This is a genomic window from Defluviimonas sp. SAOS-178_SWC, assembly GCF_039830135.1.
Classification (GTDB): Bacteria; Pseudomonadota; Alphaproteobacteria; order Rhodobacterales; family Rhodobacteraceae; genus Albidovulum.
Genome location: NZ_CP156081.1, coordinates 1,112,698 through 1,125,330 on the forward strand (window position 1 = coordinate 1,112,698; position 12,633 = coordinate 1,125,330).

9 protein-coding genes are annotated in these 12,633 nt (G+C 66.9%); 6 read left to right on the top strand and 3 right to left on the bottom strand.

Going from position 1 to position 12,633, the window contains the following annotated elements:
- Nucleotides 1-118 precede the first annotated feature (118 nt).
- Nucleotides 119-937, top strand: a complete 819-nt coding sequence (locus V5734_RS06290) for a DUF6544 family protein (protein ID WP_347312651.1) — start codon at nt 119-121, stop codon at nt 935-937.
- 99 nt (nt 938-1,036) lie between these two features.
- Nucleotides 1,037-4,546, top strand: a complete 3,510-nt coding sequence (gene dnaE / locus V5734_RS06295) for a DNA polymerase III subunit alpha (RefSeq protein ID WP_347312652.1) — start codon at nt 1,037-1,039, stop codon at nt 4,544-4,546.
- A gap of 50 nt (nt 4,547-4,596) precedes the next feature.
- Here the strand turns inward: dnaE and V5734_RS06300 are convergent, their stop codons facing one another.
- Together V5734_RS06300 and V5734_RS06305 are read right to left on the bottom strand one after the other, a co-directional pair.
- Entirely contained in the window at nt 4,597-5,670 is a 1,074-nt protein-coding gene (locus V5734_RS06300) for an AbrB family transcriptional regulator (RefSeq protein WP_347312653.1), read from the bottom strand.
- A 75-nt stretch (nt 5,671-5,745) separates the two neighbouring features.
- Nucleotides 5,746-5,952, bottom strand: coding sequence for a SlyX family protein (locus V5734_RS06305; RefSeq protein ID WP_347312654.1), 207 nt, complete (start codon nt 5,950-5,952; stop codon nt 5,746-5,748).
- 133 nt (nt 5,953-6,085) lie between these two features.
- Here V5734_RS06305 and hisS point away from each other — a divergent pair, with 133 nt between their 5' ends.
- From hisS to hisG, 3 genes are read left to right on the top strand one after another with little or no spacing between them, the layout of a single operon-like run.
- Nucleotides 6,086-7,573: a histidine--tRNA ligase gene (gene hisS, locus V5734_RS06310; protein WP_347312655.1), complete on the top strand. Its 1,488-nt coding sequence runs from the start codon at nt 6,086-6,088 to the stop codon at nt 7,571-7,573.
- Nucleotides 7,574-8,665, top strand: coding sequence for an ATP phosphoribosyltransferase regulatory subunit (locus V5734_RS06315; RefSeq protein ID WP_347312656.1), 1,092 nt, complete (start codon nt 7,574-7,576; stop codon nt 8,663-8,665).
- Entirely contained in the window at nt 8,659-9,363 is a 705-nt protein-coding gene (gene hisG, locus V5734_RS06320) for an ATP phosphoribosyltransferase (RefSeq protein ID WP_347312657.1), read from the top strand. Before V5734_RS06315 ends, hisG begins: the two co-directional genes overlap by 7 nt.
- 79 nt (nt 9,364-9,442) lie before the next feature.
- On the opposite strand, the gene V5734_RS06325 is transcribed toward hisG, so the two are convergent.
- A complete protein-coding gene (locus V5734_RS06325) occupies nt 9,443-9,874 on the bottom strand; it encodes a DUF1489 family protein (protein WP_347312658.1) in 432 nt (143 codons plus the stop codon).
- A gap of 113 nt (nt 9,875-9,987) precedes the next feature.
- Here V5734_RS06325 and V5734_RS06330 point away from each other — a divergent pair, with 113 nt between their 5' ends.
- A complete protein-coding gene (locus tag V5734_RS06330; protein ID WP_347312659.1) occupies nt 9,988-12,495 on the top strand; it encodes an adenosylcobalamin-dependent ribonucleoside-diphosphate reductase in 2,508 nt (835 codons plus the stop codon).
- Nucleotides 12,496-12,633 lie beyond the last annotated feature (138 nt).

A 12,633-nucleotide genomic window follows, 5' to 3' on the forward strand; every position in this document is an offset into this window, starting at 1 on the left:
TTCTCGGATTCCCGTACAATCCCTGGCCGAAGGCCTCCCGTCGCGCGGCTGGCAATGCGGTTAAGACCAGTCCATAGTTCGAGAATTGACGGGTGGCGCCTCGGCGGAGCGGATCAGGATGCAGACAGTGCTCGCTCTTATCGTCCTCGGCCTGCTGGGGCTGATTGCGGGCCAGGTTGCCGCCAGCCGGCAATTCCGGGCCCGAATCCTCACGCTGGCCGGAGAGCTTCGCAAGGCCCCCCCGACACGGAACATCGAGGCGGCTCTACCGCCGGTGGTCGCCGATTTCGCGCGCCGCGCGGGGGCGGATCCTGCGCGCCCGTTGCGGATCGCGAGCTTCAATCAGCACGCGGAGCTTCGGCTCCGCCCCGGCGGCGCCTTCACGAAGATCGCCGCGTGGCAGCTGATCTCTCTCGGCCGGCCGGGATTCCTGTGGGATGCCCGCGCGGCCGGCGTGTTGCCCCGGTTCCATGTCCTCGACGCCTATGTCGCCGGGGCCGGGCAGTTGGAGGCGCGGGCCCTCGGCTCGATCCCTCTCGCGCGCGAAACGGGGGCGGAGATCGACCTCGCGGAGGCGTTCCGCTACCTCGCCGAATTGCCCTGGGTGCCGGACGCCATTCTTGGAAATCCCGAGCTTTCCTGGCGTGTCATCGGGGCCGACGCGGTCGAGGTTCGGATGAAGGCGGCGGGGGGCACCGCGCGGGTCAGGTTCCGGTTCGATGGCGAGGGCGACATCGTCAGGATGGACGCGCAAGGCCGGCCGGCGAAGGATATCAACGGACAAAGCGCCCGCTTCGACTGGCGTGGGCGATACTGGGACTATCGCGAGATCGGCGCGCGCCGCATTCCGGCCCGGGCCGAGGTGGGCTATGTCTACCCGTCCGGCTATGAGGTCTATTTTCGCGGAGAGATCACCGGCTATCACCTCTCGGACTGACGTCTTGCGGCCGCAATGCCGGCGCTTCACGGCAAGGGAATCGCCGCCGCGGCAAGAATCCGCGTGAAAATCCGTCGCCGCTCGCCTATGCCAAGAAGCATGTCCACCTCCCCCCGATTCATCCATCTGCGCGTCCACACCGAATACTCGCTTCTTGAAGGCGCGGTGCCGGTGAAGAAGCTCGTCGGGCTTTGCGACAAGATGCGGATGCCCGCTATCGCGGTGACCGACACCAACGACATGTTCGCCGCCCTGGAATTCTCGGTGCTCGCCAAGGGGGCCGGTGTGCAGCCCATCGTTGGCTGCCAGGTGTCGCTCGACTACGATCCCGCGCAGCCCGGAGAACGCACCCGCCCGCCGGCGCCGGTGGTTCTGCTCGCGCAGAACGAGGCGGGCTACATGAACCTGATGAAGCTCAATTCCTGCCTCTACCTGCGCGGTGACGGCTCTTTGCCCCACGTCACGGCGGAGGAGCTGGGGGCGCATTCGGACGGGCTCATCTGTCTTACCGGCGGGCCCGACGGGCCGCTCGGCCGGTTGCTTCAGGCGGGGCAGGGGGCGAAGGCGGAGGCGCTTCTGAAACGCCTCGCCGCGACCTATCCCGACCGGCTGTACGTCGAACTTCAGCGCCATCCGGGCGAGGGTGGGCAATATACAGAGGCGGAGCGGCTGACCGAACGCGGCCATGTCGAACTGGCCTATGCGCAGGGCTTGCCGCTCGTCGCGACGAACGACGTCTATTTCCCGAAGCCTGCCATGTACGAGGCGCACGACGCGCTGATCTGCATCGCCGAAGGCGCCTATGTCGACCAGCAGGAACCGCGCCGCCGCCTGACGCCGCAGCATTACCTCAAAAGCCCCGAGGAAATGGCCGCCCTTTTCGCCGATCTTCCGGAGGCCCTTGAAAATACCGTGGAGATCGCCCGGCGCTGCGCCTTCGCGGCCTACAAGCGCAAGCCGATCCTGCCGAGATTCGCCGATGACGAGGTGCAGGAATTGCGTCGGCAGGCGACGGAGGGGCTGAACGCCCGCCTCGCGATCATCCCGCATGCGGTGCCTGTCGAAGACTACGAGAAGCGCCTTGAGTTCGAGCTCGGCATCATCGAGCAGATGGGCTTTCCGGGCTACTTCCTGATCGTTGCCGATTTCATCAAATGGGCCAAGGATCACGATATTCCCGTCGGGCCGGGGCGCGGCTCCGGTGCCGGATCGCTCGTCGCCTACGCGCTCACGATCACCGACCTCGATCCCTTGCGGTATTCGCTCCTCTTCGAGCGGTTCCTCAACCCCGAGCGGGTCTCGATGCCCGACTTCGACATCGACTTCTGCATGGACCGGCGCGAAGAGGTGATCCGCTACGTGCAGGAACGCTACGGGCGCGAGAAGGTGGGGCAGATCATCACCTTCGGCGCGCTCCTGTCGAAGGCGGCGATCCGCGATGTCGGCCGCGTGTTGCAGATGCCCTACGGGCAGGTGGACCGGCTGTCGAAGCTGATCCCGGTCGAAGGGGTGAAGCCGGTCTCGATCGAAAAGGCGTTGGCGGACGAGCCGCGCTTGCGCGAAGCGGCGCGCGCGGAAGAGGTCGTGCAGCGGCTTCTCGATTATGCGCAGCAGGTCGAAGGGTTGCTTCGCAATGCCTCGACCCATGCCGCAGGCGTCGTCATCGGCGACCGGCCGCTTGACGAGCTGGTGCCACTTTACCAGGACCCGCGGTCCGACATGCCCGCGACCCAGTTCAACATGAAATGGGTCGAGGCGGCGGGGCTCGTGAAGTTCGACTTCCTCGGGTTGAAAACCCTGACCGTCATCCAGAACGCCGTGGACCTGATCAGCGGCGGCGGCCGGCACCTGCATATCGCCGCCGACGGAAGCCGGCTTTACGAGCCACCGGAGGGTGCGGTCGACCAGATCAACGCGATCCCCTTGGATGACGAGCCCACATACAAGCTCTATGCCGCCGCCAAGACCGTCGCCGTCTTCCAGGTGGAAAGCTCGGGCATGATGGACGCGCTGAGGCGCATGAAACCCACCTGCATCGAGGACATCGTGGCGCTCGTGGCGCTCTACCGCCCCGGCCCGATGGAGAACATCCCGACCTATTGCGACGTGAAGAACGGGGTGAAAGAGCTTGAATCCATTCACCCTTCCATCGACGATATCCTCGCCGAGACGCAGGGTATCATCGTCTACCAGGAACAGGTGATGCAGATCGCGCAGGTCATGGCCGGCTATTCGCTCGGCGGCGCCGACCTTCTGCGCCGCGCCATGGGCAAGAAGATCGCCGAGGAGATGGCGAAGGAGCGCCCGAAATTCATCGAAGGCTCCACCGCGAACGGGGTGGACAAGAAGAAGGCCGGAGAAGTTTTTGATCTTCTGGAGAAATTCGCGAATTACGGCTTCAACAAATCGCACGCCGCCGCCTATGCCGTGGTCAGCTACCAGACGGCATGGCTGAAGGCCAACCACCCGGTCGAATTCATGGCTGGCGTGATGAACTGCGACATTCATCTCACTGATAAACTTGCGATTTATGCCGAAGAGGTGCGCCGGGGCCTTGAGATCGGCATCGTGCCGCCCTGCGTCAACCGCTCGCTCGCGACCTTCTCGGTCCACGGCGGTGAAATCGTCTACGCCCTCGGCGCGCTCAAGAATGTCGGCATCGAGGCGATGAAGCTGATCGTCGAGGCGCGGGGGGAAAAGCCCTTCGCGACGGTCTTCGACCTTGCCCGCCGCGCCGATCTGAAGCGGATCGGCAAGCGACCGCTGGAGATGCTGGCCCGCGCCGGGGCCTTCGACCAGCTCGATCCGAACCGTGCCCGGGTCTTCGCGGCGCTGGATGCGCTGACCGCCTATTCCGCCGCGATCCATGAGGGCCGCGCCTCGGCCCAGGTATCGCTCTTCGGCGAAGCGGGCGAGGATCTGCCAGAGCCGCGCCTGCCGCAGTGCGACGACTGGCTGCCGGCCGAACGGCTCGCCCAGGAACATCAGGCGATCGGCTTCTACCTTTCGGGCCATCCGCTCGACGATTACGCGCCGGCGCTGAAGCGCAAGGGCCTGCTGACCCTTGCCGAGTTGCAGGAAAAGGCCGAGCGCGACGGCGCCGCCGTCTCGCGCGTCGGGGTTCTCGTCTCCGGTCTTCAGGATCGCAAGTCCGCGCGCGGCACGCGGTTCTTCCGGATGAACATTTCGGACCCGACCGGGCAGGTCTCCGGCATGGCGCTTTTCCCGGAGGATTTCGATGCCTGTCGGCGGGTCTTCGACCAGACCCATCAGGTCGTGATGACGCTGGAGGCGCGGTTTGCCGAGGGGCAGTTCGATCCCGTCGCGCGGTCCGTGGCGCCGATGGAGGGCGTCGTCGCCGATGCCGGCGGGGCGGGGCTGCGGATTCATGTGGAAAACGACTCGGCGGTCGCCTCGGTCGCAGCGCTTCTGAACCGCATGGTCGAAGAGGCGAAGATCCGCTCGCGCGGGCCGATCAGCTTCTGCATCGCCGACCGCGAGACCGGCGAGGAGGTCGAGGTCTCCGTCGGCCGCGATTTCCCCGTCAATCCCCAGATCAAGGGGGCGATCAAGGCGATGGGCGGCGTGGTCCTCGTCGAGGAAGTGTGACGCGAGGCCGGACGGGCCGTCACTTCTCACGGAAATAGGGAATGCCGGCGCTAGCCGATCCGCCGCCCGAAACCTCGCGCGAAACTGACCGCAAGGATGATCCGCAGGAGATGATGCGCCGTCACGTAGAGGATGGACATCTTCAGCGACAGCGCGATCAACCCCATCTCGACCAGCCCGCCCGGCGCGAAGGCAAGGAAGACCCCGCGCGCCGGCTCGCCGACGAGGGGCGCGATCAGGAAGGCGACCGCCGCCGCGCCGCCGATGCTGATCACGCCGTTCATCAGGGAAAGCTGAAGCGCTTCGAGGATACGCTGCTTCGGCATGCCGGCGAAGCGGACGCCGAGGGAGGTGCCGATCACGACCTGCGCCGCCGCGATCATGGCGCCTGGTGGCACCGATTCAGTCCACCCCGCCATATGCGCCGCAGCTGAAAGGAGGATCGGGCCGAGGGCCTGGCCGGCCGGCAGCTTCAGCTGCACGCCGATCACTGCCCCCAAGACTGCCGCAATTGTCAGGATCGCGACGTCCGTCAGCTTGAGCTCATGCCCCGCCACGGCAGCCCCGCCGGCCGAACCCACCGCATGGCCTTCCATCCAGGAAAACGCCACCGGCACCAGAACGATGGTGAGGATCAGCCGCAGGAATTGCAGCATGGCGAGCATCTGCACATCCGCGCCGGCCTCCTCTCCGAGCTGCACGGTTTCGACCAGCCCGCCCGGCGCGGCCCCGTAGAACGCGGTCACGGCGTCGGTCCGGCCGGTGGCCCTGATCGCGCGGTAACCGAGATAGTGGACGATCGGAATGAAGAGGCAGAGCACGAGGAGCGAGGGCACCCAGTGGGGCGCTTCCTGCAGGATCTCGGGCCGCGCCGCGCCGCCGATGGCAATCCCGATGATCGGCACGAAGATCATCCGGATCTTTTGCGGCGCCTGCGGCAGATGACCGAGGGGCCGGAGGCCGCCGACCGACGCCGCGCCAACCGCCAGAAGGGAACCGAGGAGCATCGGCAACGGCAGGTGCAGGGCCTGGGCGGCCATCCCGCCGGCCGTTCCCGCCGCGTAGGTCAGGAAGACGGTCGGCCAGTGCGGGGCGCCGAAGACGCGCTCGATGAGATGGGGCATGGGCAGTCCGGGCTGTAACGGCGCGAAGGCGTTCCGCGCCTCAACCTGCCCGGCACTTCGGTCGAGGGCAAGGCCTCACCAGTGCGGCGGTTTCTGATCGGCAAGCGGGATGGTCCCCGATGCCTCGGCTTCCGCTTCCGCCGCGCGCTCCATCAAGAGCCGCACGCGACGGGTCAGGAGGTCGATCTCGCGCGACTGCCCCGTGATGACCTCTGAAAGGTCGTCAACCGCGCGCCTCAGATGCGCGATCTCCTCTTCCGCCTTTTCCAACCGCTCGTTCATCGCCTCTCCAGCCCGTCGATGCGCCCGAATGATGCCCCGGCCCGCGTCCAGGTCAACGCCGTATCGGCTGCCGCTTGTTCGCCGCCGCCCCTTCCGCTACACCCGCGCCCGAACCTATGGGAAGGGTCGAACGATGGCCAAGGAAAAGGGACCGAGAAGACCGCGCGCGGAAACGCCGAAGGGCTTTCGCGACTATTTCGGCGCCGAGGTGGCCGAACGCAAGGCCATGCTCGACACGATCGCCGGGGTCTATCACCGCTACGGTTTCGATCCACTGGAAACCTCGGCCGTCGAGACGGTCGAGGCGCTCGGCAAGTACCTGCCCGATGTCGACCGCCCGAACGAGGGCGTCTTCGCCTGGCAGGACGAGGATCAGGACTGGCTGGCGCTCCGCTACGACCTGACCGCCCCGCTCGCACGCGTTGCCGCGCAGTACCGCAATGACCTGCCGAGCCCCTACCGGCGCTACGCGATGGGCCCGGTCTGGCGCAACGAGAAGCCGGGGCCGGGACGGTTCCGGCAGTTCTACCAATGCGATGCCGATACGGTCGGTTCAGGTTCCGTCGCGGCGGATGCAGAGATCTGCGCGATGCTCTCCGACGTGTTCGAGACGTTGGGGCTAGGTGGCGATTACGTCGTGCGGGTGAACAACCGGAAAGTCCTGAACGGCGTGATGGAGGTCGCGGGCGTGCTCGACCCCGCCGATCCCGAGAAGTTCGCCCATGAGCGCGGGATCGTGATGCGCGCCATCGACAAGTTCGACAAGTTCGGCGAGGCGGGCGTCCGCGCGCTGATCGGCAAGGGCCGGATGGACGAGAGCGGTGATTTCACCAAGGGCGCGGGACTTTCGGACGAACAGGCCGACACCGTCATGGGGTTCATGAACGCCAAGGCCGGCGACAACGAAGCGACGATCCTCAGGCTGAAGACGCTCGTCGGCGGTTCTGCCACGGGGCAGGAGGGCGTGCAGGAACTGCAAGACATCGCCTCTCTCCTCGCCGCCCAAGGCTACGGCCCCGACCGCATCGTCATCGACCCCTCGGTCGTCCGTGGCCTCGGCTACTATACCGGCCCGGTCTTCGAGGCCGAACTGACCTTCGAGATCACCGACGAGAAGGGCCGGCCGCGTCAGTTCGGCTCCGTCGCCGGCGGCGGTCGCTACGATGACCTCGTCAAGCGCTTCACCGGCCAGTCGGTGCCCGCGACCGGCGTCTCGATCGGGGTGGACCGGCTTCTCGCGGCGCTTCACGCCAAGGGCCGGGTCGCTGCCGATACACGCGGCCCGGTGATCGTCACCGTCATGGATCGTGACCGCATGGCCGACTACCAGGCGATGGCGACCGAGCTGCGTCGGGCGGGGATTCGCGCCGAGGTCTATCTCGGCAACCCGAAGAACTTCGGCAACCAGCTCAAATACGCCGACAAGCGCAACGCCCCGATTGCCGTGATCGAAGGCGCCGACGAGGCCGCGCGCGGTGTCGTCCAGCTCAAGGACCTCTACCTCGGTGCGAAGATCGCCGCCGAAGCCTCTCACGAGGAATGGAAAAGCCAGCCCGCCCAGACCGAGGTCGCGCGCGCCGACCTCGTCGCCGAGGTGCGCCGCCTTCTGGGGATGGCCTGAATGGCGGCGAAGGCGGAAGCCCGGACCGAGGCCGCGCGCCTGATGGCCGCCTTCCGCGACGCGGGTGCCCAGCCGGTCGAGGCCGACATCCTTCAGCCCGCCGAAGTGCTCCTCGACCTTTACGGCGAAGATATCCGCGCCCGCGCCTATGTCACCAACGACCCCTTGCGCGGCGAGATGATGCTGCGCCCCGACTTCACCGTGCCGGTGGTGCAGATGCACATGTCGGACGGGGCGGATCCGGCGCGCTACTGCTACTCGGGCGAGGTCTTCCGCAAGCAGGAACATCTGAGCGCCCGGAAATCCGAATATGTGCAGGTCGGCTACGAGGTCTTCGACCGCGAGAACCCCGCCGCCGCCGATGCCGAGGTCTTCGCGCTGTTCGCCGACCTCCTCGCGCCGCTCAAGCTGCGGGCCGCGACCGGCGATATCGGCATCCTGACCGAGGCGGTGCGCGGGCTAAGGACGCTCGAAAGCCGCAAGGCGGCGCTTCTACGCCATATCTGGCGGCCGCGCCGCTTCACCCAGTTGCTCGACCGCTTCGGCGGCCGCGCGCCGGTCCCGGAAAGCCGCGCGCGCCTCCTCGCCGCGCTCCGGGACGGCACGCCTCTGACCGACGCCCCGCTCATCGGTCTGCGCTCCGAGGCCGAGATCGCGACCCGCCTTGCCGCTCTTCAGCAGGATGCCGCCGCCCCGCCGATCGCGGGCGAGGAGGTCGCGCGGCTCGAAGACCTCCTGAACCTCTCTGCGAAATCGCCCGCCGCCCTCGCGCATCTCCGCGACCTCGCGCGCGAGATGCCGGAGATCGGCCCCGCCGTGGACCGGCTCGAAGCGCGGCTCGCGGCCCTTGCGGCGAAGGGCGTCGACGTGGATGCCCTCGATTTCGAGGCGAGCCACGGCCGCACCACGCTCGAATATTACGACGGTTTCGTGTTTTCCTTTCATGCCGCCGACCCCGACCTGCCGCCGGTGGCCTCGGGCGGGCGCTACGACGCGCTGACGGCGGTCCTCGGTCACGGCCGCTCGATCCCCGCCGTGGGCGGCGTGATCCGGCCCGGCCTCGTCGCCGATCTTGGGGGCGCGCCATGCTGAAACTCGGTGTCCCCTCCAAGGGCCGGCTGATGGACCAGACCTTCGACTGGTTCGGCGCGCGCGGCGTCACGCTGCGGCGCACCGGGTCCGACCGCGAATATGCCGGGGCCGTCGATGGCGCCGACGGGCTTGAACTCGTCCTCCTCTCGGCCGGCGAAATTCCCCGCGAACTCGCTGCGGGGCGCATTCATCTTGGCGTCACCGGTTCCGACCTCGTCCGCGACAAGCTGGCCGACTGGGACCGGCAGGTCGCGGAACTCGCGCCGATGGGCTTTGGCCATGCTGACCTCATCATCGCCGTCCCCGCCGCCTGGCCCGACGTCGACACGCTCGACGACCTCGACGCCGCCGCCTCTGCCTTCCGCCGCGCGCATGGCCACCGGCTGCGCATCGCGACGAAATACCACCGTCTGGTGCGTGACTTCCTGGCCGCGAACGGTGTCGCCGACTACCAGCTCGTCGACAGTCAGGGCGCGACCGAGGGCACGGTGAAGAACCTCACCGCCGAGGCCATCGCCGACATCACCTCGACCGGCGAGACGCTGCGCGCCAACCACCTGAAGATCCTGACCGACGGCCTCATCCACCAGAGCCAGGCGACGCTCTACGCCGCCCGCGCCGCCGACTGGGGCAACGGCGCCGAAACCGTACTTGCCGATCTGGCCGGGCGCTTGGGGCTCGACCCGGTCCGCGTCTGATCCTTCACTTTGCCCGAAATACCTCGGGGGGGAGGGCCCCCGGCCCTCAGGGGGCAGCGCCCCCCTCCCGGCTCCGGGGTCAGCGCAGCCCGATCTCGGCCAGCGCCAGCGCCATCTCCTCGGGCAGCGTACTGTCGGCGGCGCGGATCTGCGGCAGGTCGCGCGGGCTGTCCGCCGGATCGAGATAGCGCCAGCCCTGGAACGGCCGTCGCGCCGCCGCTTCGGTGCGGATCACCTCCGGCTCCATCACGATCCCGCAGCGGCGGATGCCATCGCCGCGATCCACCTCGTCGAGCCGCACGATCCGCTGGCGGCAGAGGATCACCCCCTTGATGACCCAGTAAAGTGATCCGCCCGCCAGCACCTCGGCCTCGCGCTTCGGCCACATCCGGGTGACGTGGCGGCGCTCTCCGGTAGGGTAGGGCGCGGGATGCGTGCGCTGCCAGTCGAGCAGATCCTCGACGGAATCCGCGCCGACGCAGAGCTTCAACAGGTTCACGAATCCGGCCATCTTACCCCCAAGACCTTGCCATTCTAGCCGCCGTGACCCCGAGATCAAGTTGACCGGCGCGGCAGGGGGGCGTATCTTGGCCGTCCTTCCCGAAGACCGAGGACCGCCTGCCGATGAGCCGTTTCGCCGCCCCGATCGCCGAGCAAATCTGGGACATGAAGTATCGCTTCAAGTCGGCGGACGGCACACCCATCGACGGTACGGTCGAGGACAGCTGGCGCCGTATCGCCCGCGCCGTCGCCGTGGTCGAGAAGACGCCCCCCGAATGGGAGGATCGCTTCTACGCCGCTCTCGAGGATTTCCGGTTCCTCCCCGCCGGCCGGATCACCGCCGGCGCCGGCACCGGCCGGTCGGTGACGCTTTTCAACTGCTTCGTCATGGGCACGATCCCCGACAACATGGGCGGCATCTTCGACGCGCTGAAGGAAGCCGCGCTGACGATGCAGCAGGGCGGCGGCATCGGTTACGACTTCTCCACCATCCGTCCGCGCGGGGCGGAGGTGAAGGGCGTGGCCGCCGACGCCTCCGGTCCGCTCAGCTTCATGGATGTCTGGGACGCGATGTGCCGCACGATCATGTCGGCCGGCTCGCGGCGTGGCGCGATGATGGCGACGATACGCTGCGATCACCCCGATGTCGAGGCCTTCATCGAGGCCAAGCAGGATGCCGCGCGGCTCAGGATGTTCAACCTCTCGGTTCTTGTCACCGATCCCTTCATGGCGGCGGTCAAGGCCGATGGCCCGTGGGAACTGGTCTTCGACGACAAGGTTTACAAGACCGTGCAGGCGCGCGACCTCTGGAACCGGATCATGCGCGCGACCTACGATTACGCCGAGCCGGGCGTGATCTTCATCGACCGCATCAACGCCGCGAACAACCTCAACTATGTGGAGACCATCGCCGCCACCAATCCCTGCGGCGAACAGCCCCTGCCGCCCTATGGCGCCTGTCTTCTGGGCTCGGTCAACCTCGCCCGGCTGGTGACGGACCCGTTCGGCAACGGCGCCGGGCTTGACGAGGAGGCGCTGGACGAGCTCACCCGTACCGCCGTGCGGATGATGGACAATGTCGTCGACGCCTCGCGCTTCCCGCTGCCGGAGCAGGAGGCGGAGGCACGGGCCAAGCGCCGCATCGGCCTCGGCGTGACCGGGCTTGCCGACGCGCTGCTGATGGTCGGGCTGCGCTACGGGTCGGAAGAGGCGGCCCGGCAGACTGAAGTATGGATGCACAGGATCGCGCGGGCGGCCTACCTCGCCTCGGTGGAGCTTGCGAAGGAGAAGGGCGCGTTCCCCCTGTTCGACGCCGAGAAATACCTCGCCTCGGGCAACATGAGGCACATGGATGCGGATGTGCGCGACGCGGTTCGAGAACATGGCATCCGCAACGCGCTGCTGACCTCGATCGCGCCGACGGGGACGATCTCGCTTTACGCCGGCAACGTCTCCTCCGGGATCGAGCCGGTCTTCGCCTATGCCTACAAGCGCAAGGTGCTGCAAAAGGACGGCTCGCGGACCGAGGAAGAGGTGGTCGACTACGCCGTCCAGCTCTGGCGCGAACGCTTCGGCGACAGGCCGCTGCCCGAACATTTCGTCAACGCCCAGACCCTGCCGCCGCTCGACCATGTGCGGATGCAGGCGGTGGCGCAGAAATGGGTGGATTCGTCGATCTCCAAGACCATCAACTGCCCCGAGGAGATCAGCTTCGAGGCCTTCAAGGACATCTACATGGCGGCCTGGGACCAGGGCTGCAAGGGCTGCACCACCTACCGCCCGAACGCGGTGACGGGGAGTGTGTTGAGTGTTGAACCGGAGAACAAAGAAGTAAGCGACCCGCAAGCAGTTTCTCACCGTATTAAGGTGGCAATGGAGTCTGCGGATATATCTACTCAGCAGCAATTGGCTGATGCGGCAGGCTTGTCCAAATCCTATGTTAGTCAGCTGCTGTCTGGCTCTCGCGCTGTCAGTCGTGACTCGGTTGAGAGATTGGCGGCCGCTCTGAATGTAAGCCCAGCGTGGCTAATGTTTGGAGACGGGACTGCCCCCGAAGTCCTCTCCAAGGACGGCGCCGAACCGCTCACCCCGCATGGCGACGTGATCTACCTTTCCGAACCCCTCGACCGGCCGCAATCGCTGGAAGGCGCGACCTACAAGCTCAAATGGCCCGACAGCGAACACGCGATCTACATCACGATCAACGACATTGTCCAAGGCGGCCACCGGCGGCCCTTCGAGGTCTTCATCAACTCCAAGAACATGGAGCATTTCGCCTGGACCGTCGCGCTGACGCGCATGATCTCGGCCGTGTTCCGCAGGGGCGGCGACGTGTCTTTCGTCGTCGAGGAGCTGAAGGCCGTCTTCGATCCGCGCGGCGGGGCGTGGATGCAGGGCCGCTACATTCCTTCCATCCTCGCGGCCATCGGCGGGGTGATCGAACGCCACATGATCGCCATCGGCTTTCTGGAAGGCGAGGGGCTCGGCCTCAAATCCGATCCCAAGGCGCAGGCGCTGGCGGTGGGCGACGCGCCGCGCGGACCGGCCTGCCCCTCCTGCGGGCAGTTCGGCATGCAGATGATCGAAGGCTGCATGACCTGCCCGTCCTGCGGCCATTCGAAATGCGGCTGAAGCCGGGCTTCGGGATTTCGGGATTCCGGTAGGAAATGCCCTTTTTGGGGCGAGGCTTTTTCACCTATTCCCGCCCTCAGCGGCCCACGTCTTTTGACTTTGCGACAAGGCATATCCGACGGCGCGCGCGACCATGTC

What these genes read in the sequence shown, in the direction of transcription:
- V5734_RS06290 (WP_347312651.1), top strand. Translation starts at nt 119, where the DNA reads ATGCAGACAGTGCTCGCTCTTATCGTCCTCGGCCTGCTGGGGCTGATT.
- dnaE (WP_347312652.1), top strand. Translation starts at nt 1,037, where the DNA reads ATGTCCACCTCCCCCCGATTCATCCATCTGCGCGTCCACACCGAATAC.
- V5734_RS06300 (WP_347312653.1), bottom strand. Translation starts at nt 5,670, where the DNA reads ATGCCCCATCTCATCGAGCGCGTCTTCGGCGCCCCGCACTGGCCGACC.
- V5734_RS06305 (WP_347312654.1), bottom strand. Translation starts at nt 5,952, where the DNA reads ATGAACGAGCGGTTGGAAAAGGCGGAAGAGGAGATCGCGCATCTGAGG.
- hisS (WP_347312655.1), top strand. Translation starts at nt 6,086, where the DNA reads ATGGCCAAGGAAAAGGGACCGAGAAGACCGCGCGCGGAAACGCCGAAG.
- V5734_RS06315 (WP_347312656.1), top strand. Translation starts at nt 7,574, where the DNA reads ATGGCGGCGAAGGCGGAAGCCCGGACCGAGGCCGCGCGCCTGATGGCC.
- hisG (WP_347312657.1), top strand. Translation starts at nt 8,659, where the DNA reads ATGCTGAAACTCGGTGTCCCCTCCAAGGGCCGGCTGATGGACCAGACC.
- V5734_RS06325 (WP_347312658.1), bottom strand. Translation starts at nt 9,874, where the DNA reads ATGGCCGGATTCGTGAACCTGTTGAAGCTCTGCGTCGGCGCGGATTCC.
- V5734_RS06330 (WP_347312659.1), top strand. Translation starts at nt 9,988, where the DNA reads ATGAGCCGTTTCGCCGCCCCGATCGCCGAGCAAATCTGGGACATGAAG.